The sequence below is a fragment of the Algoriphagus antarcticus genome, from assembly GCF_002150685.1.
Lineage (GTDB): Bacteria > Bacteroidota > Bacteroidia > Cytophagales > Cyclobacteriaceae > Algoriphagus > Algoriphagus antarcticus.
In genome coordinates this window covers 20,598-45,907 of sequence record NZ_MSSW01000002.1, presented here as the reverse complement: position 1 = coordinate 45,907, position 25,310 = coordinate 20,598, and the positions used below count along the sequence as shown (strand labels likewise).

At 41.4% G+C, this 25,310-nt stretch carries 16 protein-coding genes, 1 tRNA gene and 1 pseudogene; 6 read left to right on the top strand and 12 right to left on the bottom strand.

Annotated features, from left to right (window positions below; genetic code table 11):
• Nucleotides 1-50: 50 nt before the first annotated feature.
• The 8 genes and pseudogenes from BVH04_RS01330 to BVH04_RS01295 all read right to left on the bottom strand — a co-directional run.
• Nucleotides 51-803: pseudogene (locus tag BVH04_RS01330) on the bottom strand (sensor histidine kinase); the annotation flags it as partial.
• 20 nt (nt 804-823) lie between these two features.
• Nucleotides 824-2,125, bottom strand: coding sequence for a Fic family protein (locus BVH04_RS01325; RefSeq protein ID WP_205635775.1), 1,302 nt, complete (start codon nt 2,123-2,125; stop codon nt 824-826).
• A gap of 285 nt (nt 2,126-2,410) precedes the next feature.
• Nucleotides 2,411-4,369 (bottom strand): ATP-binding protein, encoded by a 1,959-nt coding sequence (locus tag BVH04_RS01320; protein ID WP_240510790.1) that lies wholly within the window; start codon nt 4,367-4,369, stop codon nt 2,411-2,413.
• Nucleotides 4,366-6,621: an ATP-binding protein gene (locus BVH04_RS25985; protein ID WP_086539537.1), complete on the bottom strand. Its 2,256-nt coding sequence runs from the start codon at nt 6,619-6,621 to the stop codon at nt 4,366-4,368. The genes BVH04_RS01320 and BVH04_RS25985 overlap by 4 nt, the downstream gene beginning before the upstream one ends.
• Nucleotides 6,622-6,835: 214 nt before the next feature.
• Nucleotides 6,836-7,015, bottom strand: a complete 180-nt coding sequence (locus BVH04_RS01310; RefSeq protein ID WP_086539536.1) for a hypothetical protein — start codon at nt 7,013-7,015, stop codon at nt 6,836-6,838.
• Nucleotides 7,016-7,022: 7 nt separating this feature from the next.
• Complete coding sequence (locus BVH04_RS25980; RefSeq protein WP_240510789.1) at nt 7,023-9,338, bottom strand: ATP-binding protein; 2,316 nt, start codon at nt 9,336-9,338, stop codon at nt 7,023-7,025.
• On the bottom strand, nt 9,338-14,095 hold the full coding sequence (locus BVH04_RS01300) for an ATP-binding protein (RefSeq protein WP_086539535.1): 4,758 nt from the start codon (nt 14,093-14,095) through the stop codon (nt 9,338-9,340). The genes BVH04_RS25980 and BVH04_RS01300 overlap by 1 nt, the downstream gene beginning before the upstream one ends.
• 2 nt (nt 14,096-14,097) lie before the next feature.
• Entirely contained in the window at nt 14,098-14,343 is a 246-nt protein-coding gene (locus BVH04_RS01295) for an ATP-binding protein (protein ID WP_086539534.1), read from the bottom strand.
• Between the two features lie 621 nt (nt 14,344-14,964).
• Here BVH04_RS01295 and rpsA point away from each other — a divergent pair.
• Both rpsA and BVH04_RS01280 read left to right on the top strand, forming a co-directional pair.
• Nucleotides 14,965-16,740 carry a 30S ribosomal protein S1 gene (rpsA, locus tag BVH04_RS01285; protein WP_086539532.1) on the top strand — a complete coding sequence of 592 codons (1,776 nt, stop codon included), beginning with the start codon at nt 14,965-14,967 and terminating at the stop codon, nt 16,738-16,740.
• A 194-nt stretch (nt 16,741-16,934) separates the two neighbouring features.
• On the top strand, nt 16,935-17,342 hold the full coding sequence (locus BVH04_RS01280) for a hypothetical protein (RefSeq protein WP_086539531.1): 408 nt from the start codon (nt 16,935-16,937) through the stop codon (nt 17,340-17,342).
• A 31-nt stretch (nt 17,343-17,373) separates the two neighbouring features.
• Here BVH04_RS01280 and BVH04_RS25975 read toward each other — a convergent pair whose 3' ends face one another.
• From BVH04_RS25975 to BVH04_RS01265, 4 genes are all read right to left on the bottom strand, one after another.
• Nucleotides 17,374-17,841 carry a hypothetical protein gene (locus BVH04_RS25975; protein WP_240510788.1) on the bottom strand — a complete coding sequence of 156 codons (468 nt, stop codon included), beginning with the start codon at nt 17,839-17,841 and terminating at the stop codon, nt 17,374-17,376.
• A 1-nt stretch (nt 17,842) separates the two neighbouring features.
• Nucleotides 17,843-18,064 carry a (2Fe-2S)-binding protein gene (locus BVH04_RS25970; RefSeq protein ID WP_262481351.1) on the bottom strand — a complete coding sequence of 74 codons (222 nt, stop codon included), beginning with the start codon at nt 18,062-18,064 and terminating at the stop codon, nt 17,843-17,845.
• Between the two features lie 57 nt (nt 18,065-18,121).
• Nucleotides 18,122-18,289 carry a 2Fe-2S iron-sulfur cluster-binding protein gene (locus BVH04_RS25965; RefSeq protein WP_240510787.1) on the bottom strand — a complete coding sequence of 56 codons (168 nt, stop codon included), beginning with the start codon at nt 18,287-18,289 and terminating at the stop codon, nt 18,122-18,124.
• Nucleotides 18,290-18,563: 274 nt separating this feature from the next.
• Nucleotides 18,564-18,634 (bottom strand) — tRNA-Cys (locus BVH04_RS01265).
• Between the two features lie 365 nt (nt 18,635-18,999).
• Between BVH04_RS01265 and BVH04_RS01260 the strand changes: the two genes are divergently transcribed.
• From BVH04_RS01260 to BVH04_RS01245, 4 genes are read left to right on the top strand one after another with little or no spacing between them, the layout of a single operon-like run.
• Nucleotides 19,000-20,262 (top strand): c-type cytochrome, encoded by a 1,263-nt coding sequence (locus BVH04_RS01260; RefSeq protein ID WP_086539530.1) that lies wholly within the window; start codon nt 19,000-19,002, stop codon nt 20,260-20,262.
• Nucleotides 20,263-20,301: 39 nt separating this feature from the next.
• Nucleotides 20,302-23,385 (top strand): TAT-variant-translocated molybdopterin oxidoreductase, encoded by a 3,084-nt coding sequence (locus BVH04_RS01255; RefSeq protein WP_086539529.1) that lies wholly within the window; start codon nt 20,302-20,304, stop codon nt 23,383-23,385.
• Nucleotides 23,386-23,402: 17 nt separating this feature from the next.
• Nucleotides 23,403-24,767, top strand: a complete 1,365-nt coding sequence (nrfD, locus tag BVH04_RS01250; RefSeq protein ID WP_086539528.1) for an NrfD/PsrC family molybdoenzyme membrane anchor subunit — start codon at nt 23,403-23,405, stop codon at nt 24,765-24,767.
• Between the two features lie 2 nt (nt 24,768-24,769).
• A complete protein-coding gene (locus BVH04_RS01245) occupies nt 24,770-25,300 on the top strand; it encodes a DUF3341 domain-containing protein (protein WP_086539527.1) in 531 nt (176 codons plus the stop codon).
• The last annotated feature ends 10 nt before the right edge of the window (nt 25,301-25,310 follow it).

The window sequence follows — 25,310 nt, the reverse complement described above, 5'->3', positions numbered from 1 at the left end:
TCCTCCGGTTTCAGGTTGGGGAAAGCCAAGTATTTTTATTCATTTCCTGTTCAATTTGGTAGAAATATAATCATCTCTGCGCCTGCGGTGCTTTTTACCCGAAGGTCTCCTCCATGCGCCTTAATAATATCATAGCTGAGACTCAAGCCGAGGCCTGTGCCGCTTCCAGTAGGTTTGGTCGTAAAGAAAGGCTGGAAGATTTTGTCTTTGATGGCGTCGGGGATGCCTGGGCCGTTGTCGGAGATGGAGATTTGTACCCCCCTGCCCCCCCTCAAGGGTGGTGGTGGAGATGGTAACTAGTGGTTTTAATTCTGAATTCTGAATTCTGAATTTCCACAAGCCTGAAAAGCATTGTTGATGATATTGAGCAGAACCCTTCCGATATCCTGTGGGATAACATTGATTTTTGGAAGATTGGGGTCAAAGTCGGTAGAAAAGTCCGCATTGAAATTCTTGTCTTTTGCTCGAATGCCATGGTAAGACAATCGCAAATACTCATCCGCCAAGGCATTGATATCTGTAGGTACTTTTTCACCTTTGCTTGTGCGGCTATGGGCAAGCATGCCTTTGACTATAGAGTCAGCCCGCTTCCCGTGGTGCTGAATTTTGTTGAGGTTTTCTTTGATATCTTTTAAATTATCATTGATTAATATCTCGTCTCTTGCTTCTTGACTCTTGCTTCTTTCATCTTGGATCTCCGAGATCATTTCTTTGCTTACCTCCGAAAAGTTATTCACGAAGTTCAGCGGGTTCTGGATCTCGTGGGCAATGCCTGCGGTGAGCTCTCCGAGCGAAGCCATTTTTCGGATTGGATGAGTTGCCTTTAAGAGCTAAAATCTCTTGGAATAATAGTCAATTTGCCATCGGTATGTTCCATAAAGGCGTTGCATTGTTTCAGATAATCTTCCATCGCATCTATGTTTTCGCCATAGATATTGGCAGAAAACTCATGTATTCTTTGCATCATTCTGATATAGGCATCGGGTGAATTTTGGCGGGTAAGTTTGCGTAAAGCCCCTAAGTAATCATCTCTAAAAACGGTTGGAATAATCATTTTGGCTTGCCCTGCTTTTGTCAATTCGCAACTCATCATTACCCTTGCCATTCTGCCGTTTCCATCTAAAAAAGGATGGACTTCACTTACCAAAAACATCATAAAAACTGCCCTTCCAAATGGTTGTTGAATTGCATTATAATAGTCAAAACCTTTTATTAGCGTGCCTTTTACCAAATTAAAATCAACAAATTCGGTTTCGCCGGCACGGTTGTTTTTGTCTTTAAATTCACCGGGATTCTTATCAATTCTAGCACGCATCAGCACTTTATGGCGGTACAAAAGCAGTTGCATTAGCTCCTCACCCGAAGCAGGCGTTATACTCATTTCTTTCTTGTTTGCCACCAATTGGTACGTTCCCAAAATATCATGGCTATCTGCATTTCGGGTGGGCATGGGTTGGTTGGTGGCAATAATTTCTTTGGCTTCTTCTACTTCAAAAATAGTTCCTTCGATATAATTTGAAAAATAGCTTTCAAAAAACCCAAAATTCCGATAGGACTTCAAGGAGTCGTTCTTATCCGGGCGGTTGGCAAACTCTTGGGTTTGAAGGGTAACAAATAATTTTTCAAACAATGTCAATCGAGCAGGGTCGTACGGCAACCCAAAAGCCCTTGCCATTGCCAACGGAGATGACAGTACTTTAGAAGAATGTGTACTCAACAAAGCACTAATGATGCTGTTCAAAGTTTCAAATTCGGTTCTCATATTGAGTGTTTCCGCCGCAATTTTGGCCTTATCCCGTAGCTCATTGATGGCCGTTTCGCCATTGATCCGAATGATAGCTTCTAGTTTTTCTTCAAGTTCGGGCAAAGTCAAATTCTTTGCTGTCGGACCAACACCTCTTGAAGGTTGGAGATTTTCTAAAAAAGCCCTTGCCCTTTGTGAGGCAAAAAGGGTATCAAAAAATGGGTTATCTCCCTCAATGGGGGTTTGGCCCTCCAAAAACCGAATGGTGATACCCGCCAAAGACACTTTTTTGGTGTATTTGTAAGTAAGAAAAATATGCCCGGCTTTGGTTGGCTGAAACTCAAAAGCCGATCGATGGCTAAGGGTTGCCCCAGGATACAATTTGCTCAGAATTTGAAACAAATTACGCCTCACAATGTCATCTACAGGGTCGCTAAGATTAGATGAATATAACCGTTGGGCGATTTTTCTAATTTTCCCCGCGGATTCCAAAGCTGAAATCTGTTTGGAAATTTTTTTATTAGACGACCCAAAAATTACTTCTTGTAAATGTATCGGGAGATTTTTTTCCATAATAGCATATCAATGCAGTTAATATGACGAAAAAATTCCAACAAATCGGCATAAGTGGAGATTATTTTCCAGTACAATACTGATCAGTTTTTGTCAAATCGGCAATCTGATACAAAACTCTGCACCCTGACTATCCAACGAAATCACTTCCAATTTACCCCCATGCGCCTTTACAATATCATAACTTAAACTCAATCCCAACCCCGTCCCCTGCCCGGTGGGTTTGGTGGTAAAGAAGGGTTGAAAGATTTTTTCTTTGATGGAGTCTGGGATACCGTGGCCATTGTCTTTTACAGAAATCTCTATTTTTTCACCAAGGTTTTTGGTGGAGACGATGACGGTGGGGTGTAGACCTTCCAGGTTTCTTTTGTCGTCGCTTCCCAAACCTGAAAGGTCTTCCTGCGCACTGGCCTGAAAAGCATTGTTGATGATATTCAACAGCACCCTTCCAATTTCCTGAGGTACCACATTGACTTTCGGAAGAGTTGGGTCAAAATCTGTTGAAAAATCTGCCTTAAAAGACTTATCCTTAGCACGCATGCCATGAAATGAAAGTCTCAGGTATTCATCTGCCAAGGCATTGATATCGGTGAGTACTTTTTCTCCAGTACTCTTGCGGCTGTGCTCAAGCATCCCTTTGACAATCGCATCTGCCCGCTTTCCATGATGTGTTATTTTGGAAAGGTTGTCTTTGAGATCTACGCCAATCGCTCTGGCTTCCTCGATGTCTCCTTTTCCAAGCTCTTCATTCATTTCATCAATAAGCTCTGCGCTCACTTCTGAAAAATTATTCACAAAATTCAGCGGATTCTGGATCTCGTGCGCGATGCCGGCGGTGAGTTCACCCAGCGAAGCCATTTTTTCTGATTGGATGAGTTGGGCTTGGGTGGATCTTAAATTGGTCAGGGTTTGTTGAAGCGTCCAGTTTAAGTGTTGCTTTTGCCGGTTATTGCGAAAGAGGATAAACGCAATGAGCAATAGCACGGCCACACCGGAGATTAATGCATATTGCCTTACCTTATTTTGGTATGCTGTCGTCGCTGTTTCAAATTCATATTGTCTTTGCTGTTCGTCAAAACCTACCAGGTTGCTGATCACATTCGTTTTCATCTGGGAGCTGGCAGAATCATGGGCAGCAATTACTTTTTGATAATATAAGATTGCCTGTTGCGGATCACGCCGTTGGTATATGGTCGCCAATATATTACCTGCATCGGCCATGCCATTGTATTGCACGATACTTTCAGCAAGCAAAAGGGATTTACGGGCATATACAATCGCTGAGTCAGCCTGATTTATTTCAAGAAATACTTTAGCTAGTAGATAATTACCCTCAATTAAATCGGTTTTCCCAGCCTCTATCAAACTTTCATGAAGATCTTTGATTGCCGCATCGTAATTCTTTTTTTGGGCTTCAATAGCGGCTCTGGTACGGAGCATTGTCATTTTTATGAACGTAGGGTTTTTGATTTGGGAATCATTCCATTTTTGAAATGCCTGCCGGTTATAATATTCGGCAGAATCTATCTGTTCTGATTCCAGATAGGTGTCGCTTATAAAATTCAGGCTCAGGCATGAGAATTCTTCACTTCCTGCTGCCTCGTACAAACGGAATGACCTCCTTAAATAATCCAATGCTCTATCAAACTGTTTAAATTCTGAATGATATTTGCCCAATGTGTTGAGAATATTAGCCTGTAAGTGAAGGTCATTGCTCTCTTCCGCAAGGTGTAAACCTTTAAGGTCCATTTCCGCCGCTTTTGCCAGGTTACCTAAACCTGCATAGGAAAGGGACATCCGAAAGAACAACCACGCTTCCCGTTTCTTATCTGAAAGCTTACGGGCCAAGCTAAAGGCATCCGGGGCATAGTAGATTGCAGAATCAAACTGGGAGTTTGAATACTCCTCAATCAGACTACTCAGTATCTTAAGCCGGGAACTATCTGCCCCTGCATTCGCGAGCTCGTGATGTAGGCTGTCGGTATATGCTTGCTGGCAAAAACTTTTACAAGTGGCAAGCATAAACAGGGCAATCAATATTTTTTTTTTCATTTTTCAGGAATTACGAGGGTGAATTCTGAACCTTTATTTTCTTCCGTTTCAACCCTTAACTCCCCTCCATGTGCTTTCACAATATCATAGCTGAGTGATAATCCCAATCCGGTGCCCTGGCCGGTGGGTTTGGTGGTGAAAAATGGCTGAAATATTTTTTCTTTGATGGAGTCGGGGATGCCGGGGCCGTTGTCGGAGATGGAGATTTCTATTTTATCACCTTTTATTTTTGTAGAAACCTCTACTTTAGGTTTTAATTCAAAATTCTGAATTCTGAATTCTGAATTTCCACAAGCCTGAAAAGCATTGTTGATGATATTCAACAGCACCCTTCCAATTTCCTGAGGTACCACATTGACTTTCGGAAGAGTTGGGTCAAAATCTGTTGAAAAATCTGCCTTAAAAGACTTATCCTTAGCACGCATGCCATGAAATGAAAGTCTCAGGTATTCATCTGCCAAGGCATTGATATCGGTGAGTACTTTTTCTCCAGTACTCTTGCGGCTGTGCTCAAGCATTCCCTTGACTATCGCATCCGCCCGCTTGCCATGATGGTTGATTTTGGAAAGGTTGTCTTTGATATCCGATAAGATTTCACTAACCAAAGTCTCGTCTCTCGCTTCTTGGCTCTTGCTTCTTTCTTCTTCTATCTCATCAATCAATTCATTACTGACCTCGCTAAAGTTGTTCACAAAATTGAGAGGATTCTGTATCTCGTGGGCAATGCCTGCGGTGAGTTCGCCGAGGCTGGCCATTTTTTCGGATTGTACCAGTTGGGTTTGGGTTTGTTTTAGTTCGGTTAACACTTTATTTGTTTGGTCCCGTTGGTATTCAATTTCTTGTTTTTGCTTTTGCAAAAGGGTGTTGGCTTTTTGTTTTATCCGGTTACTGCGGATTAATACAATTACCGAGATAATAATTAAACCCAACACAATTAATGCGCTGATTAAAAAATTACGCTGCCCTTTTTTTTGTTCGTTTAGTTCTGTTATCTGCGCTTCTTTTTTGGAAAGATCATAATTGTATTGAAGCATGCTGGTTTTATTGGTGATCTCACTGTTGAGCATACTATCCCGGTAAGCGATGTACTGTATGTGATTGAGGTAAGCATTTTGGTAATCTCTTTTATAAGTATAGGCATTGGCAAGAGCAAAAGTATTGTCTCTTAAATATTCTACTGTTCCCATTTCTTTTGCAGCAGCCAAACCTTGCTGCCCGTAATAGATGGCACTATCCACCATCTGTTTCTTTAAATAAGCCCGCGATAAAATCCCATAAATCCAACTCTCACCTTCCTTATCATCTTGTTCTTTTGCCATGGCCAATGAATTAAAAGCGTATTTGAAAGCTAAGGGCAAACTATCTAATTTTGTGTACACATCTGCAAGATTGCTTTCTGCTACTGCAATAGAATTTGCATCAGTTTCTCCATCTAAACTTTCTTTATAATTTTTTATGGCTGCGGGGTAATTGCCCATTAACCGATATCGTTCGCCAATGTTAGCAAGAATAATTCTCGCTAAATCTTTATTGCCCAATATTTTATTTGCATTTACTGCTTTTTCATAAAATAGCAGCGCATTTTCTTGATCACCTATCACACTGTACAACGTGGCTAAATCACTCCATGAAAGGGCAAGGTTTTTTAAACTGCCGGTAGCTTCTGCAGAAGCAAGGGCCTTTAAATAATATTTCATGGCATTGGGGTAATCAGTCAGTGAAACATTGTATATAGTTCCAATTATTTTCTGTGCCAAAAACTCAAACTCTTTATTGCCTGTTTGCAGGGCAAGTTTTTCTGCCTGTAGCCCGTAACTCAATGCCTTTTTATTGTCAACAACTCTCGCATTGAATGCCATTCTTGACAATATAAGGCTGAGAAGATTTTTATTACCGGTTTTTTTTGCAATGGATTCTGCCTGTTGTAAAACAATAGCAGCTTTGGGTTGGTCGCCGGCCTGTGTGTATGCAGTTCCGAGATTTGACAACGCATAGCCTTCGCCTTCAGCGTAATTTATTTTACGGGAAATAGTTATCGCTTCATTGGCCGCATCTTCCTTTAAATCAGATGCCAACCCATATGATCTGCCAAGTTCATTTAAGCGGTTCACCCTAAAAGTATCTTGTTTGGGATGGTTGCTTATTTGGGTTTTTAATTTATCAATTACAATATCCTGCGCAGTGGCGCAGAGGATATTAAAGAGCAAGGCTAAGGAAAGTAGTTTGTATTTGATAGTAGCAGTTATGGTCATGGTGAATATTATTTTGATATTTTGTTGTTGTAAATTAAATACAATATAAATTAAAAATATAGTGACTTATATGATTGTTTTATTTATCATAAAAGGAGTGTTTAAATAGCATCACCCGGCTGAATCATGAATTTCATAGATAAAATGATTTTACTTATTTGTTCAGTTTTATTTTTTATTTCTGGGTCATTCTTTTTTCTTTGCAATAAGTATTTTAGCCAACAGGTAACACAATAGTAAACACACTATCTTCCCCCCGTTCGACCGGGTCGTTCGGGCGGGCTTCCTTCGTATCCACTTTCAATTCTCCACCATACCCTTTTATCTGAATCACGGATTTAAGGGATTTTTGGATTTCACTGATTTGTTGAATTTGTTTATTTTTCTGTGTCATCTTTTAATTAATTTAAATCCGTAATTCTAACATTGGATAATTGAATAATAAACATACTTCCTTCTCCTTCTTTTGTTACTACTTTCAATTCTCCACCATGTGCTTTTATAATATCATAACTTAAACTCAATCCCAACCCCGTTCCCTGCCCAGTTGGTTTGGTGGTAAAGAAGGGTTGGAAGATTTTTTCTTTGATGAAGTCGGGGATGCCGGGGCCGTTGTCGCTTACTGCTATTTCTATTCTGTCGCCAAGGTTCTTGGTGGAGATGGTTACTAGAGGTTTGAAATGTTCGAGACCTTCCAGGTTTTGAAAACCTGGAAGGTCTTTTCTGCTTCGTTCATTCACAGCGTAAAAGGCATTGTTGACCAGATTGAGGATCACTTTCCCAATGTCAGAAGGGATGACCTCCAGCTTGGGAAAATGAGGATCCAAGTCTAGCGTGAAATCCGCTTCAAATGTCTTGTCTTTAGCTTGGTGATTTTGGTAAGCTAATTGGGTGAAGTTCGCAACCAGCTTATTAAGATCAGTGAGCTCCTTGCTTCCGGTTCCAGTTTTGGAGTGCTCAAGCATGCTCTTAACGATGGCATCTGCCCGCTTGCCATGATGGTTGATTTTGGAAAGGTTGTCTTTGATATCCGATAAGATTTCACTGACCAAAGTCTCGTCTCTCGCTTCTTTGCTCTTGCTTCTTTCTTCTTCGATTTCTGCTATCAATTCATTACTGACCTCGCTAAAGTTGTTCACAAAATTGAGAGGATTCTGTATCTCGTGGGCAATGCCTGCGGTGGGTTCACCAAGGCTGGCCATCTTTTCGGATTGGATGAGTTGGGCTTGGGTGGATTTTAAATTGGCAAGTGTTGCTTCTAAAACTTTATTCGCCTTTTGTTTTGATTTGTATCGATAATAAACGACTCCGGCTAACAGCAACACGAGTACTGCAATGCCAAAGGTGAAATTTTTTGTAAGTGTTGATATTTTGTTTGCACTTTGCAGTTTGGTAATGGATAATTCCTTTTCATTCATCTCCTGTTCGGTTTCAAAACTTAAGGAGCGATACTTATTTTGGTCTACCTGTAAGCTATCCTGCAAAGAAATAAAAGTCTTATGGGCATCATTCGCTTTTTCATAGTTTCCTGTTTGTTCGTACAATGCTGCCAGCATTTTATAATCCCTCAGTATATCCAGGCGAGAGTTTTTTAATCGGACAATATCTTTTGTAAGTAATTCTATGGCTTCATTCAGTCTGTTTTGCTTAATCCTTACCAATGCGAAATAATAATCAGGTGCTATTGTTCCGGCTCTTGCATTAACAGGAATATTATTTTCTTCTATCAACTTCCAACATTTTTTTATTAGTTCTTCTGCTTCATCTAAAGCGCCAATTTCTATTTTATAAAAAGCTTTAATCTGTAAAGAAAGGGAAATGACGTCTTTTTCATTTTGCATTTCTTTATCGTTAAGAACTAAATTTAAAAAATACGAAACACTGTCTAACTGGCCAGCTAATATTTTAGCATAAGCCATATTGGTTGCAGTACCTCCAACAGTTCTTACATTACCAATTTTAAATTCATTTAATGTAAGGTAAAAATATTTTAATGATTCAGTGTACGCTCCTTTCTGTAAATAATATGCACCTATAGCATCATTATTATTTAGCCATGCCCGCTTTCCCAACGGGTTTGCAAATGTGTTCATCGCTTTATCATTTTGTCCGTTAAAATTGATATAGCTTACCGATTTTTTCATATTATAAATAGCCTGGTCAACCAAGCCAGTTGTGCGGTAGAAACCAGCCAGCACATAGTAACAATCAGAAAGTCCCGTAGAATCATTATTGATTTTGTATTCTTTCAATTTTTCATTGAAATACTGAAACCCCTCATCCAGCCTGTTTGAATTACGATAGGGCAATCTTAATTGCTTAAAAAATGCACTGCTTATATAAGAAGCATTAGGGGTTTTATTTTGTTTTGCTGCTTCAAAATGGTACTTGCCGTAGGTAATCGCTTTATCCATATCAGTTGCAACTAAACTACGCAGAATACTATACTTTACGCTGTAGCTCCAATACTCATTTGCTCCGTTGATAAACAAATTGCCGGCTTTTTCTAATTGAGCAATAGTTGTTTCATTTAGTGTGGTTTTTTCTATATAGTTCATTGCACTAGTAAAAGCAGTGCTGTCAACTCCCCCAGGAGATTTCGTTTTCTGCAGCATTGTAATGATAGAGTCCACCCTGCTTTGCTGCGCACCTACTTCATTTGTGAATCCACTTACAAACAGGAAGAAGAAAATTTTAAAATATTGTTTGTGTTTCATTATGATGAATGATTTGGTATTTGAATAATAAATGTTATCCCTTGCCCCTCCTTCGTCTCTACTTTCAACTCTCCCCCATGTGCCTTCACAATATCATAAGCTAGTGATAATCCCAATCCCGTTCCTTGTCCTGTGGGCTTGGTGGTAAAGAAAGGCTGGAAGATTTTATCTTTGATAGCGTCGGGAATGCCGGGGCCGTTGTCGGAGATGGAGATTTGTACGCTACCGCCCCTCCCGATATCTCGGGACAGGCTCTGAAGGGGGGAGTAGCTAGTGCTCACCTTGACGGTGGGTTTATAATCTTCAGATTGGTTGGTAGCCTTTGCTTTTTCATTCACTGCGTAAAACGCATTATTGATCAAGTTTAGAAGCACACGCCCAATATCCTGAGGGATAACATCGACTTTGGGGAGATTTGGATCTAGGTCCAACTCAAAGTCAGCATTGAAACTCTTATCCTTGGCCCGAAGTCCGTGATAGCTTAAGCGAAGAAATTCATCCGCCAACCCATTGAGGTTGGTAGGAGTTTTGGTTCCCTCGCTTTTCCGGCTGTGCTCAAGCATCCCTTTGACTATCCCATCTGCCCGCTTGCCATGATGGGAGATTTTAATCAAGTTTTCTTTGACATCCCTTAATATTTCACTAACCAAAGTCTCGTCTCTCGCTTCTTGACTCTTGGCTCTTTCTTCTTCTATCTCTGCTATCAACTCATTACTGACTTCTGAGAAGTTATTGACAAAATTCAGCGGATTCTGTATCTCATGGGCGATGCCGGCGGTGAGTTCACCAAGGGAGGCCATCTTCTCAGATTGGATAAGCTGTTTTTGGGTATCCTGAAGATCACGGAGTGTGATTTCGAGGCGCTGTTTTTCCTGCGCAAGTTTTACCGACTGCTCCTCTTTGAATCGCAGATCAAGGAAGCGTTTGTATGCCAGTTCAAAAACCGAGGCACAGCGCTTCTGCAGCATTCTGGTTTCGTCAGTGGGATCCTGATGAGATACCATCAATAAGGCTCCCCCGGAAAAATCAGAAAAATGATAGAACTGCCTTTCGGGAGGTAAATCTCCCCAATAGGCAGCGATTTTAGGGGCGTTTCTTTTAATTTCAGCAAGCCATTCTTCTAACTTTTGACCCTTCACTTCCATCGTGTATTCGGTGACTTCGTCCTCGTAGAGTTTCAAAAATTCCTTTGCCAAGGCCGAGTTTTCAAGTCGGAATGTGGCATTGCCTTCTATAATCTGATCTCCTGCCCGGAAAGCATACCAGGATTCGAAGGTGGGAGAATCTGCCAAATACAGGTGTACCACAGATGCTTCGAGGTCTTCATGTCCCAGGATTCCCATTTGTTCCCGCAGTACTTTGGCTACCTCGCTGAGTTCGGTGGAGGATTGCATGGCAAGTGCTTTGGTTCTGATCCTCTCCATTGCCACTTCAATCTTTGCTTCTCTTGCTTGAGCCTCTGCTTGCTTCAAGTCGCTGAAGCGGGTATAAGTCAGGTCAAATACGCCGGCGAATTTCTCCAAAAGGTAAAGGGCTTCCTCACCCAAAGGCTCGGGACTCGTCACTACCAGCATCCCTTTGGAAAAGAAACCTGCTGTCTGCACCCGTCTGTCATGGAGAAAAGATTTGTTGAACGGTATCTTGATCTCCTCAGCCATAAATTGAAGCCAGCTTTTTAGCTCTTCACCTTGCAGATCCACCACAAGGGATTTTGCTCCCTTTTTCCAGGCTTGATAGGATTTGGACAAAGTGGTGGGCTCGCTGATTCTTCCCGAAAATTTGGTGTTGAGTTGTTTCCCTCCCTGTTCGGTTGCCCAAAAGTCAATGCTTTGGCTCGTTTCGTCGACAATGCCGATGTTGATCCGCTCATGGGTTACCCCAAGGATATTCAATTGCTCAAAAAGGACATAAGCAGCATCTGCAAGTTCCTCCGATGACTGCATGGCCATGGTTCGGCTTCTTACCCTTTCCAAAGCCGCTTCTATCTGTGCCTCTCTTGCCTGCGCTTCTGCTTTTTGGAGATCTAGGAAGCGGATATAGGCCTGATTGAATGCCCCCGCTATTTTTAGTCCGATGGTTTTGGTGTCCTCGGAGGGAGGAATTACCAGATCGATACCCAGCAACCCATTGGATATTCTACAACATGCACCCCATTGATGGGTTAAAGCCCCAGTTGACAAAGCTTCCATTACTATTTTAGCAATGGCTGGATTAATTTCTTCCAACTCGTAAACAGCCTTTTCAAGTTTTTCGAGGGGGTAATCAGCAACGAAATAGTTTAAGTCGGTTTGCTGGAGAATTTTAAATGGAAATCCCAGCATTTCATGCCTGTTGGAATCGTAATGAAGCGTATAACTATTCTGCTCCCCCATATTTCCCGGGCTTGAAAAATCCCAGGCTTTTACCCATCCATTCTCATCTATCAAATAAAAAGTAACCCCGCTCAGGCCGGGAACCTGAAGCCAATTGAGTTGATTTAATATCTCTTTGTTTACCTTATCCAGATCTGAAGTTTGATGCATGGCCATGGCAGTAGCTCTCACCCGTTCCACTGCGAGGTTGATTTGAGATTCTCTGGTTTGGGTCTCTGCTTTTTGCAGATCTAGGAAACGCGTGTAGGCTTGTTCGAACACCTTACCAAATCGCATCAAAATCCCGTTTTCTTCGTCGCTAAAAGGTGTGTCCGCATAGTTTTCCATATACAATCCTACATGGTCCAGTAACACGGTGGAGATGGCGAGGGCCGGTTTACTGAAAATGGTTTGTTGGGCATCTTCGGTCACTTCCGGAATCAACTCGAAGATATTCCGATAAAATTTATTCTTTACTTCAAAGGGTAGGAGGTTGGCAAAGAAATTATCCCCGTTTGCTTTTGCCTCACGGAAACTGTTCCAATGGGGCGAATCAAAATAAGGAATTGTGATCTCTGTTGGTACGCCTTGCTGATGGTCTGCCAGCCAGATGTGCATGTCATCCCTTTCCTTGTAGTCGATGATAAACCCGGCATGGTCTATGTGAATTTTTAATTGAAGAAATTGATCGTACACCACCTGGATGACTTCTTTGAGTTCTTCACTTTTATGCATGGCCAATGAACGGGAGCGCACTTTTTCCAAGGCAGCTTCAATCCGGGCTTCTCTTGTCTGCGCTTCAGCCATCACCAAATCCAAATACCTTCTATAAGTCTGCGCAAACTGCGAAGTGAACCGTTGGATGGTGTGGATTAACTCAGGCTGGAATTCATGGGGACTGAATGCATAAAAAAATCCATGTTCGAAGATGAAGCAGAGTTGGATTTCTATTTTTGGTAATTTTTCAATTGCTATTTGAATTTTATAGTCAGGAGCATTATTCAGCATTTGGTAGTAATCCAGCAAATCCTTGCCTTCCAAAATATATTGATGGAAGGGAATCTGCTCTTTCCAGGCTTTACGGGCACTTTTCAGCAAAGGATGAGAATTCATATCCAGATTACCAATATGCATTTTGACGTCCTTCCCATCCTTTCTAGCCGTCCAAAGCTGGTTGTTATTGTTGTCATGATTCAGGATACCGATACCAAAACGGGTGCCTTCATGCACCCCCAAAGCAGTAAGTTCTCCGAACATTTTTAGGATGCATTTCCCTACATCCTCGCTGCTATGCATGGCCATAGTCTCTGCTCTGACCCGCTCCAAAGCAGCTTCTATTTGGGCTTCCCGTGCCTGAGCTTCTGCTTTTTCGATATCACGAAATCGGGAATACGCCAGCGAGAATACCTGATGGAAACGCTTTAAAATAGCTAAACCATCGGGTGAAAGTTCCTGATACAAGGTAATCCCTAAAGCTCCTGGGCCTATGGAATAGAAAAAGTAAAAGATCTCATCTACCCCATCCATCAAAGGATCTGCTAAATGGTTTTCTTCTTTTCTATGGGTTCGAAATTCTTGGAATTCCTGCCCAGCTAAGTTTCCCTCAAAGTAGCCATCCTTGGCTTCCAGCATTCGATTGACCAAAGCCCCTTCCACTTGATTTTTTAAGTATTCCGTGTGTTCAAGGATCTCGCGCTGATAGGCGGGGAAGTATTGGTAGCAATCATAAATCTTTCTTTTTTCTTGAATGATGACGGTCTGAACATTCCGAATACCCTGGATTCCAAACTGGCTAAGTTCATAGGATATCACCCGACAAACTTGAAACATATTGTCTGGGCTTTTCATACCCATCGCTACGGCCCGCACCCGCTCCAAAGCGGATTCAATTTCCAACTCCTTGTTTTTAATTACCAATTCAGCTGTCCGCTGATCGACTGCAGCTTGCAATCGTAGATTTTCAGACCGAAGGGCATCAGCAGCAAAAGCCTCTCCTTCGGTAGCCTTCATGTCTGGATAGGAACCATGCTGATGCAAGGCGATCCATCCGGTATCGGTTTTCTCCAAAAGCGAGGACATTCTAAATGGTCCATAGAACGACCATTCGCCATCAATTTTGACATAGAGATCAGTAAACTCATTGACCATGACATGATCACCATAAGGTGTTGCTTCGATTTTCCGATTTCGAACCTCAGCCTGACCGATCATCTGGTCTTTGATTGAGTTGCTGTATGCCAAAATCTCTTCCTTGCTATGCCAGATCTCTTCTTTGGTGCCACCGATATTGTAGTAGTCCTCCTTGATGAAAGTAGCCCAAGTATCCAGGTCTCCACTGAGGTACGTTTTCCAGTAGGTATCAAGCCACTCGGCGAGTTCGGCTTTTAGTTTAGATGGGATGTTCATGGCTAGTTGATAGGAATAGAAATAGTAAATATTAAGCCTTTTTCAGGCAGTGAATCTACTATCAACTCCCCTCCAAGCGCCTTCACTATAGCATAATATAAGCTCAATCTTAAGCCTGTTCCCTTACCGGAAGTCCCGCTAGCTATCGAAATGGCATCAAAGAACAGGCAAAAGATTTGTCCTTTGATGGAATCGGGTCCATTTGCTGCAAAAGGAAACGGTCTGAGTAGTTTGCAAAAAGTAAGCATGTCAGTCTCTTAAAAATTAACCTGTGATTCTAGACTAAAGATATAGCACATGAAAAGTCTAGCAAATTTTTAATTGGTGTTATTAAAATACAATATTCAATTCTGAAAATAGTCAGTTAATAATTGATTTTCTGTTCTTTAAAGAGAATTTGTTAAGAATTGAGTAATTGAATTTTCGAGTGATGCATTGGATTTTATAAATATTGACCTAGGGAAAAGTAAAAGCGTGGAGATTTTGATGAGGTCAAAAATTCTTTTAAAAAAAGAGATTAAAAAAAGAAGGTCAGTTGCAGATCAATCCTAGTAAAAAAGTAGAGTTGAGCTTTAGTAATTTTCTTTTTGCAAATTTTGCTGCATTGGTATTATTAAAACTAAAAGTGAAAAGGGAAATTATTTTGATGTATCAAAAAGAAGGGAGGATTTCCATGACCTATAATCCCTTAACCCTCAAACTTTCCATTCCAAATATTCTACCAGAACACCTCATTTACCAATAATTCCCTACCTTTGCAGTCCGTTCGGGTGAATGGAGTGTGTTTAGCTTGCTTAACGCATTGATTTACAACTAAAAACGATAGTTCGCTGACCCGAGGACTATTGCTATTCAGGGTTTGTACTATTATGTCTAACAAAGAAGAATTTAACTGGGACAACTTCGCAACCAAAGGTTTTGGAGAAGGCTATTCCAAAGAACAGCGTGAGCAAATGGCTGCTATGTATGAAGATACATTAGGCACGATCACTGAGAAAGAAGTAATCAAAGGCACTGTAGTAGGTGTGAATGACAAGGACGTAATCATCAACATCGGCTTCAAATCTGATGGATTGGTTCCTCTTTCTGAATTCAGAGATCTTGAGTCTATCAAGCCAGGTGATACGGTAGAAGTATTCATCGAAGAGCAGGAAAACGCGCTTGGTCAGTTGATCCTTTCCCGTAAGAAAGCTAAGATCGTACGTGCATGGCAAGACATCGAAGATGCGCTTGAGCATGACAACGTGATCGAAGGTTTGGTGAAAAGAAGAACTAAAGGTGGTTTGATCGTAGATATCTACGGTGTAGAAGCATTCTTGCCAGGTTCTCAGATCGACGTGAAGCCTATCAGAGATTTCGATATCTACGTAGGTAAGAAAATGGAAGTGAAAGTGGTGAAAATCAACCACGCAAATGATAACGTAGTAGTATCTCACAAAGTGCTCATCGAGAAGGATCTTGAGAAGCAAAAAGCTGAGATTCTAAACAACCTCGAGAAAGGTCAAGTATTGGAAGGTGTGATCAAGAACATGACCAACTTCGGTGTATTCATCGACCTTGGTGGTGTGGATGGTCTACTTCACATTACAGATATCTCTTGGGGACGTATCAATCATCCAGAAGAAGTATTGCAACTTGATCAGAAAGTTCAGATTGTGGTTCTTGACTTTGATGATGATAAGAAGAGAATTTCTTTGGGTATGAAGCAGCTTACTGCTCATCCTTGGGATTCTTTGGCATCTAGCCTTGAAATTGGATCTAGAGTTAAGGGTAAGATCGTAAACGTAGCAGACTACGGTGCGTTCCTTGAGCTTGCTCCAGGTGTAGAAGGTTTGATCCACGTATCTGAAATGAGCTGGTCTCAGCATTTGAGAAATCCAGCTGACTTTGTGAAAGTTAGTGACGAAATCGAAGCTGTAGTATTGACGCTTGACAAAGACGACAGAAAAATGTCTCTTGGTATCAAGCAGTTGACAGAAGATCCATGGACTAAGAATGACATGGGTACTAAGTACGCTGTAGCTTCTAAGCACACAGGCGTGGTAAGAAACTTGACGAACTTCGGCCTATTCCTTGAATTGGAAGAGGGTATCGACGGTTTGGTTCACGTATCTGACCTATCTTGGACTAAGAAAATCAAGCATCCATCTGAGTTTGTGAAAGTAGGAGACGAGCTAGCTGTAGCTGTTCTTGAGCTTGACGTAGACAACAGAAGACTTGCTCTTGGTCATAAGCAATTGGAAGAAAATCCATGGGATACTTTTGAATCTGTATTCCCTATCGGATCAGTTCATAAGTGTACTGTAGTATCTAAGAACGATAAAGGTGCAGTTCTTGAATTGCCATACGGTCTTGAGGGATTTGCTACAATAAAGAATTTGGAAAAAGAAGAAGGATCTCAGGTAGAGGTCGGTGAGTCTTTGGATTTCAAAGTTTCTGAATTCTCTAAAGATGATAAGAGAATCGTTCTTTCTCACACTGCAATGTTCAGAGAAGATGCGAAACCAGCTAAGAAGGATGTTAAGAAGAAAACTGAGTCAGGTTCTACTCCTTCTTCCTCATCTTCTGCTCCAGCTGAGAAGTCAACACTTGGTGACATAGACGCATTGACTCAATTGAAAGAGCAAATGGAAGGAAAGAAGTAAGAGGTTAGATTCTAGCTATTTAAATCAAGACTGATTACTTAATATATAGGAAACGCCGGCTGAAAAGTCGGCGTTTTTTTCGTGCCAAATATCAAAACATAATTCTTAAGAAGTAGAGGTTTTTTAGGATATCTAGCTAATCTGGTAGCGTTCTAGATGCTGTTTCCGTCCTAAGTTTGAATTAACAAATAGCTATGAGATATTTTTGGATAGGAATTGTCGTATTGCTTTCTATCTCTTCCTGTGCTAAAGAAGATGATCTGCCCTTTGAGCTATCTGCTAAAGGCTTGGTAGGAACTTGGGAACTCTATCAATATCAGGGCAATACTGGAGGAGGTGATTATAGAACTGCCTATGAGCCTTCAGGTAAGACGATTACTTTTCTTTCAAATGGAGAGCTCAGATCTGTAGCATTTTTTGGATGTAGTGAAGGGGAATACCAAGTAAAAGATCTACTTGTCACCATAATTTTTCACAGTGAAGAAGAAGTACCCGAGCAGAGTTTTTCTATGAGAAAAGATGACGATGATCTGGTCCTTGCTCCACAAGCTCCTTATATGTGCATTGAAGGATGTTCCTATATTTTCAAAAAGATTGATTAAACACAACTGGATTAGCTGATCGATTCCCAATCTATCTTCTCAGCCTTAATCGGCAAATTCCTGACTCGAATCCCCGACGCATCAAAAACCGCATTGGCAATAGCTGCAGCGACTGGCCCCATCGCTGCTTCACCTGCTCCCATGGTTTTTTTTTTGGTCTATCTAAAATGTGAACTTCTACTTCCGGTACATCCATCATCCGCATAATTGGATAGGAAGTCCAGTCAAAGCTTGTGATTTCATTTTGGTCATAATTGACTTCTTCCATCATTGTCCAGCTGGCAGATTGGATCATACCTCCTTCCGTGCCAGGAGTGTTTTTAATGGATTCAAAAAGTTTATCAGGAAGTGTACCGATGGGCGTTTTATCCCAGAAAGCGAGTGATTTTTGCTTTGCCCTCGCTTGTACGGCTTGGTATTCCCGCACAGCGATCACTGCCAAAAAACTTCCATTACTAATTACTTTCAAAACGCCCCGCATAGATTCTACCTCTGTCAAATCAATGGACAGCTTTGATGAACCTTGAATGTGTCCCGCATCGACATATTACCTGATTCGGTGCTTCTCGAATGTCTTTCTCCGCAGGAGTAGGATTCTCTTCCAAAAGAGCCACCGCCGACATGATCATGCCATTCAGGCGATAGCCACATTGTGCTGCTTGGGTGTCAATGAATGCTTGCTGTACCGGATGAAGCTTGCTGTTTTGTGCAAGTCCTTCCAGCGTTGTGATTTCTATATTTTCTAAACTCGCACAAGGCCTGAGATAGGTGGGTTCTGCTTAGGAGTCGGCGATCACCATACATGCGCCGCATTGCTGAAGCCCGCAGCCATATTTTGCTCCTTTCAAATTAAACTCATCCCTTAGAATATAGAGTAAGGGTTCTTCAGGATCCGCGGAAATGGTTTTGGATTTTCCATTTACCCGCAAAGTGAAGTCTTGAGGCATGATATTCAGTCGTTTGATTTTTAAACTAAAGACTGTCTGCCTGAATTGCAATGATGGAAAAAATAATTATGTCACTTTTGCTATTTCTGCCTGAAAAAGCAAAAGGGTTAAAATTAGAAAAATCACCCGAGAGAGGATGATTTTGGTTGAGGTCGAGAGTGGACCTGTCTGCCGGCAAAGGCAGGTTCGAACTTTTAGAAGGTTATGTAGAGGAAGTGATTATTGAAATTTCATAAACAAAAAAGCACCCACCTTAGTGAGTGCTTTTGTTTTGAGGTCGAGAGCGGATTCGAACCGCTGTAGAAGGTTTTGCAGACCTCTGCCTAGCCACTCGGCCACTCGACCAATCACAATTGGAATGCAAATGTAGTTATTATCTTTTCCCCTGCAATAAAGCAGTTAAATATTTTAAATCTTTGCTCCAAAAGCAGCTTCCTTGTTAATTTAAATTCAAGAATGAGGAGCCTTCTACCGAGGGATTTCCAAGTAAGCTTAAAAAGCTTGCGAAATACATTCTATTTATAATGATTCTAAATTAAAATCAAATCAAAATATTAACCTTAATTAACTGGAATACAGTGCTATATGAAATCAAAAAGAGGTCATATATGCGATCTGCCTTACATCTATGCAACTTTGAAAAATTGGCTTCGGGTAGTACCTTTGCAGGGGTTATAATAAACCGCATAAACTATTTAATTAGCTATAATATGTTATCTAAACGCTCGTTAGTAGGGGTTCGATTGAATTTCCACACACTGGCAGTGCTGTTTTTCATGCTGATCGGGACGCAGGCTTTTGCAGCAGATCCGGCAGTGGTTAATAGCGATGAAGCAATAGCAGCAGGAAAGGCTGTATTCAATGCAAATTGTAAAACATGCCACAAGTTAGATCAGAAGATGATTGGTCCGGCTTTGCGAGGAGCTTCGGAGAGACAACCTATCGAAATCGTAAAGGCCTTTATTAAAAACTCTCAAGCTGTAATCGCATCGGGTAATTCATATTACAACGATCTGTACAAGGAGTATAATAACACAATTATGATCTCTCACGAATTTTTGAGTGATGAAGATCTGAATAATCTGCTTTCATACATTGAGTATGGCGATACTGTAGATCCCGCAGCAGCAGCAGCAACAACAGGTGCAGATGGGGGTGCCGTTGCAGCGGGTGGAGGAATTCCAAACGAGTACCTGACGGTTATCCTGGGTGTATTAGTTGTAGTCCTTCTGTTGATTTTGGTGGTATTGGGTTTGATTATCTCCGTATTGACCAAATACCTCACTAAACAGGACCTTGACGTAGAAGATAAGGAGTTTGTCACTCAGAAAACTAACCTAGGTAAAGTCTTCAAAAGCGACATGTTTGTAGTTATAGTGACTGCATTGGTGGTAGCTTTAGTTGCCAAAACTGCTTTGGATGGATTGTATTCTGTAGGTATTCAGCAAGGGTATGCACCTGAGCAGCCTATCGCTTATTCACACGCACTTCACGCAGGTACTTTAGAGATCGAATGTCAGTATTGTCATACTGGTGTAGAAATTGGGAAATCCGCAAATATTCCTTCGGCTAACATCTGTATGAACTGTCACACCCATGTACAGAATGTACAAGGCAAAGAAGGAGTTTCACCTGAAATTCAGAAAATCTACGATGCTGTAGACAATAATCAGCCGATTGAATGGGTGAGAGTTCATAATCTTCCTGATTTGGCTTATTTCAATCACTCTCAGCATGTTGTGGTAGGCGAGGTCGAGTGTCAAACTTGCCATGGCCCTATTCAGGAGATGGAAGTAGTTGGTCAGCATAGCGCACTTACTATGGGCTGGTGTATTGATTGTCATAGACAGACAGAAATCACTACTGAAGGCAATGCCTATTATGATAAGTTGGTTCAGCTTCACACGGACTCCAAAGATGCTCTCAAAGTGAAGGACATCGGAGGTTTGGAGTGTGCTAAGTGCCACTATTAATTCATTATTCTTTTCGCAAATTCATTCTTATATCATAAAATGAAGGAAAATAAAAAAACGTACTGGAAAGGGCTTGAGCAGCTCAACAACGACCCAGAGTTTGTAAAGAACGCGGACAGGGAATTCCCTGAGCTTCCTTCTACACTCAATGAAGAGGGTAGTGCATCCAGAAGAGATTTTCTGAAAGTAATGGGATTCAGCTTAGCAGCAGCTTCTTTGGCAGCATGTGAGGCTCCAGTCAGAAAGATGATCCCTTATGTGAATAAGCCGGTTGATATCAACCCATCTATTCCTAATTATTACGCTACTACTTATGCTACTGGTGGAGATTATGCTTCTATCGTAGTAAAGACTAGAGAAGGTCGTCCGATCAAAATCGACGGAAACGAACTATCACCTATTAACAAAGGAAAAGTAAATGCTATCGTAGAGGCATCTGTACTCTCTCTTTATGATAAAGAAAGACTTGCAGGTCCATACAGCGGAGGTACGCTTTCTGACTGGAAAACCGTAGATGCACAAGCCAAGTCTGCTTTAGCTTCTGCCGGATCTGTGAAAATCGTAGCAAATACGATCATGTCACCTTCTTCTATGCAAGCTATTCAGCAGTTTGCTGCCGCAAATGGAAACGTGGAAGTGATCATGTACGACCCACTTTCTAATTACGGTATTATAAAGGCTGCCGAGACTTATTATGGTTCAGCAGTTCTTCCTTCCTATTCATTTGACAAAGCAAAGACAATCGTATCCTTCGGAGCTGACTTCTTAGGGTCTTGGATTTCTCCGATTGAGTTTGCTGTTCAATATGCTAAAACAAGAAAAATCAGCAAGGAAAAACCTGAGATGTCAAGACATTATCAGTTCGAATCCAACTTGTCAATGACAGGTGCCAATGCTGACTATAGAACTCCTATCAAAGCTTCTCAAAGCGGTTTGGCTGTTCTTGCTCTATACAATGCAATTGCCAAGAAAGCAGGTGCATCTTCAGTTTCCACTCCAGCAGTTGAAATTGCACATTTAGATAAAGCTGCTGCTGACCTTTGGGCTAGCCAAGGAGCTTCACTTGTTGTTTCTGGATCAAATGATCCAAATGTACAAGTAGTAATCAATGCGATTAACGAATTACTTGGAAGTAATGGAACAACAGTAGATTTCTCTACTCCTGCATATTATAGAAAAGGAGATGATGCTAAAATGAGTCAGTTTGTAACTGATTTGAATGCTGGAAAAGTTGGAGGAGTCATTTTCTACAATTGCAATCCGGTGTATGATTTTGCCAGAGGAGCGGAAATCGCAGCGGGAATTTCCAAAGCAAAAGTGAGTATTGCTACCAATGGCACATTAGATGAGACTTCATCTTTGGTACAAATAGTAGCACCGGATCATCACTTCCTAGAGTCTTGGAATGATTTCGAACCTAAGAAAGGTCACTTTTCTTTGGCGCAGCCTACCATTACTCCACTTTTTGATACTAGACAAGCGCAAGAGTCATTCTTGGTTTGGGCTGGAGATTCCACTACCTATTACGATTTCCTTCAGACCAACTGGCAGGCGGGTTTATTCACTCAGGTGGAGACTGCTGCAGATTTCCAGGAATTCTGGGATCAAACACTATATAATGGTGTATTAGCTATCAACTCTACTTCTGAGGCTTTGGCACCAGTAGGAGATGTAAGTGCTGCTGCCTCTGCTGTAGCAAAAGTTTACTCTGCTGATAATGTTTCTAATGAATTGGTGATTTACACTAAAGTGGGTATCGGCAACGGTACTTATGCAAATATTCCTTGGCTTCAAGAATTGTCAGATCCTATGTCTAAAGCAACTTGGGATAATTACTTAACAGTGTCTCAGAAATGGGCTACTGATAACGGTGTCACCATGTATGAGGGAGAGACAAGCAAAGCTTCCATTTCTGTAAATGGAAAATCGTTGATCGTACCGATCATGATCCAGCCAGGTCAGGCAGATGGAACTTTCGGTCTTGCAGTGGGATATGGAAGAACTAAAGCTGGACGTGTAGCAAATGGAGTAGGAGTTAATGCTTACGAATTGCTAGATGCTTCCAAAGGCTTTGTCAATTTCGACATCACCTCTGGAGTAGAAGTAGCTGCTACTGGAGATTCTTATAAAATTGCACGAACACAAACTCACCAGACCTTCATGGGACGTGAAAACGTAATCCAGGAATCGGTATTGAGTGAGTACAAAAAAGATGCTTCAGCTGGAAGATACCATCCAAAGATCTACAAGGATGGTGAATTCGTGAAGCCGTCCAAGATTTCTCTATGGTCTGGACACCAATATTCTCAGCATCACTGGGGTTTGGCTATCGACATGAACTCTTGTATCGGTTGTTCTGCGTGCTCTATCGCATGTCAGGTGGAAAACAACGTGGCAGTAGTAGGTAAGCAGGAAGTTTTGAACAGAAGAGAGATGTCGTGGATCAGAATTGATCGCTACTACTCCTCAGATGCTCCAGCGGATGATTTGAGTGCTATGGAAATAGCAGCAAGCAATCCTGAGGTAACTTTCCAGCCGATGATGTGTCAGCAATGTAATAACGCTCCATGTGAGACAGTTTGTCCAGTAGCTGCAACCACCCACTCTTCTGAGGGACTCAACCAAATGACTTACAACAGATGTATTGGTACAAGATATTGTGCAAACAACTGTCCGTATAAAGTGCGTCGTTTCAACTGGTTCAAATACCATGATAATAAAGACTTTGCAGTAGTCAATGTAGCTCAAAACGATGATTTGGGTAAAATGGTCTTGAATCCGGATGTAACTGTACGTGCACGTGGTGTGATGGAAAAATGCTCTATGTGTGTCCAACGAATCCAGTCCGGTAAGCTAGAGGCTAAGCGTGAAAAGCGCAAAGTGAAAGATGGTGACATCAATGTAGCCTGTGCTGTGGCTTGTCCTACTGATGCTTTGGTATTCGGAGATATGAATGACATGAATAGTAAGCTTTCCAAACTTCTTAAGATTGAGGAGAACTCTACCTCAGCATTGAAAGAAGTAAATGAGGAAAGAGCATACCATGTTTTGGAAGAGATCAACGTGAGTCCAAACGTTTGGTACTTTACCAAAATCAGAAATAAAGATAAAAACGAAGCGTAATCAAAATTTATTAAACTATGCAGGTTACTTCATCCATACGGGAGCCGTTAGTTACCGGGGGTAAATCCTACCATGATGTGACACATGATGTGTCGCGCCATGTAGAAGCAAAGCCAAATATCAGGTGGTTTCTTGCTTTCCTTACTTCTGCCGGTGTTTTGGCTTTAGGATCTATAGCTGTTGTCGCCACTTTATGGGAAGGCATCGGTATGTGGGGTCTTAACAAAACAGTAGGCTGGGCTTGGGATATCACCAACTTCGTTTGGTGGGTAGGTATTGGTCACGCCGGTACACTTATTTCCGCTGTATTGTTACTCTTCAGACAGAAATGGAGAACATCCATTAACCGTGCTGCAGAAGCGATGACTATTTTCGCGGTTATTTGCGCAGCAATGTTCCCGGTTCTTCACATGGGCCGCCCATGGTTAGGAGCTTATTGGGCACTTCCGCTTCCAAACGTTTTTGGATCTCTTTGGGTAAACTTTAACTCCCCACTTCTATGGGATGTGTTCGCGATTTCTACGTATTTCTCTGTATCTCTTGTATTCTGGTACATAGGTCTTATTCCTGATTTCGCTACCATTAGAGATAGAGCGACTGGTTTGAGAAAAATTATATACGGAGCACTTTCATTTGGATGGGATGGCGCCGCAAAATCTTGGAGTAGATACGAATCAGTTTCTTTGATTCTTGCAGGTTTGGCCACGCCACTTGTACTATCGGTACACACGATTGTATCCTTTGACTTTGCGACTTCTGTAATACCAGGATGGCATACGACGATCTTCCCTCCGTACTTTGTGGCAGGTGCGATATTCTCTGGTTTCGCCATGGTATTGTCGCTGATGATCGTAACACGAAAAGTTTACAGCTTGGAAGATTACATCACAATCGGTCACATAGAATTGATGAATATTGTCATTATCATCACAGGTTCTATCGTAGGTATTGCATACATCACTGAGTTTTTTATGGCCTGGTATTCAGGAGTAGAAGCTGAGCAATATGCATTTATCAACCGTGCAACAGGTCCTTACTGGTGGGCATACTGGTCAATGATGACTTGTAATGTGATTTCTCCACAGTTATTCTGGTTTAAGAAAATTCGTACTTCCATCGTAGCTACTTTTGTTTTGTCTATTGTAGTGAACATAGGTATGTGGTTTGAGCGATTCGTAATTATCGTTACTTCTCTTCACAGAGATTACCTCCCATCTTCTTGGGCGATGTTCTACCCAACTTGGGCTGATGTAGGGGTTTACCTCTTCACGTTTGGTTTATTCTTCACCCTGTTCTTTTTGTTTGCCAAATTCTTCCCGGTAATCAACATGGCAGAAGTGAAAGCTGTATTGAAGTCTTCATCCGAAAAAGTGAACAAATAATCATGGAAAGAGATACACATTTTGTTACCGGAGTTTATGAAGATGAGGATGTTCTACTTCATGCAATCAAAGAAGTAAGATCTTCAGGCATAAAAATCCATGAGGTTTATTCGCCATATCCTGTTCACGGGATAGATGACTACCTAGGCTATAAGAGAAGCAAATTGCCAATTGCAGCATTTTTGTTTGGATTGTTAGGTACTACATTGGCTTTGACTATGCAGTATTATATGATGGCTTTTGACTGGCCAATGATCATCGGTGGTAAGGATTACGGAGCTTTTCCTGATTTCATTCCCGTTACTTTCGAATTGACTGTTTTATTGGCATCATTCGGTATGGTGGGTGTGTTTATGGTAAGTACTGACCTGAAGCCTTGGGCTCAGCCTAGAATCTTTGATCTGAGAATCACCGATGATAAGCACGTGATGGCAATCGACATAGCTAATAATTCAGCTATAGAGTTGGCTAAGATTGAAGAGATATTGAAATCTTCTGGAGCATCAGAGGTTAATAAAAAAAGTTTTGAATAGTAAATCTGGA

What these genes read in the sequence shown, in the direction of transcription:
- BVH04_RS01320 (WP_240510790.1), bottom strand. Translation starts at nt 4,369, where the DNA reads ATGAAAAAAAAAATATTGATTGCCCTGTTTATGCTTGCCACTTGTAAA.
- BVH04_RS25985 (WP_086539537.1), bottom strand. Translation starts at nt 6,621, where the DNA reads ATGACCATAACTGCTACTATCAAATACAAACTACTTTCCTTAGCCTTG.
- BVH04_RS01310 (WP_086539536.1), bottom strand. Translation starts at nt 7,015, where the DNA reads ATGACACAGAAAAATAAACAAATTCAACAAATCAGTGAAATCCAAAAA.
- BVH04_RS25980 (WP_240510789.1), bottom strand. Translation starts at nt 9,338, where the DNA reads ATGAAACACAAACAATATTTTAAAATTTTCTTCTTCCTGTTTGTAAGT.
- BVH04_RS01300 (WP_086539535.1), bottom strand. Translation starts at nt 14,095, where the DNA reads ATGAACATCCCATCTAAACTAAAAGCCGAACTCGCCGAGTGGCTTGAT.
- BVH04_RS01295 (WP_086539534.1), bottom strand. Translation starts at nt 14,343, where the DNA reads ATGCTTACTTTTTGCAAACTACTCAGACCGTTTCCTTTTGCAGCAAAT.
- rpsA (WP_086539532.1), top strand. Translation starts at nt 14,965, where the DNA reads ATGTCTAACAAAGAAGAATTTAACTGGGACAACTTCGCAACCAAAGGT.
- BVH04_RS01280 (WP_086539531.1), top strand. Translation starts at nt 16,935, where the DNA reads ATGAGATATTTTTGGATAGGAATTGTCGTATTGCTTTCTATCTCTTCC.
- BVH04_RS25965 (WP_240510787.1), bottom strand. Translation starts at nt 18,289, where the DNA reads ATGCCTCAAGACTTCACTTTGCGGGTAAATGGAAAATCCAAAACCATT.
- BVH04_RS01260 (WP_086539530.1), top strand. Translation starts at nt 19,000, where the DNA reads ATGTTATCTAAACGCTCGTTAGTAGGGGTTCGATTGAATTTCCACACA.
- BVH04_RS01255 (WP_086539529.1), top strand. Translation starts at nt 20,302, where the DNA reads ATGAAGGAAAATAAAAAAACGTACTGGAAAGGGCTTGAGCAGCTCAAC.
- nrfD (WP_086539528.1), top strand. Translation starts at nt 23,403, where the DNA reads ATGCAGGTTACTTCATCCATACGGGAGCCGTTAGTTACCGGGGGTAAA.
- BVH04_RS01245 (WP_086539527.1), top strand. Translation starts at nt 24,770, where the DNA reads ATGGAAAGAGATACACATTTTGTTACCGGAGTTTATGAAGATGAGGAT.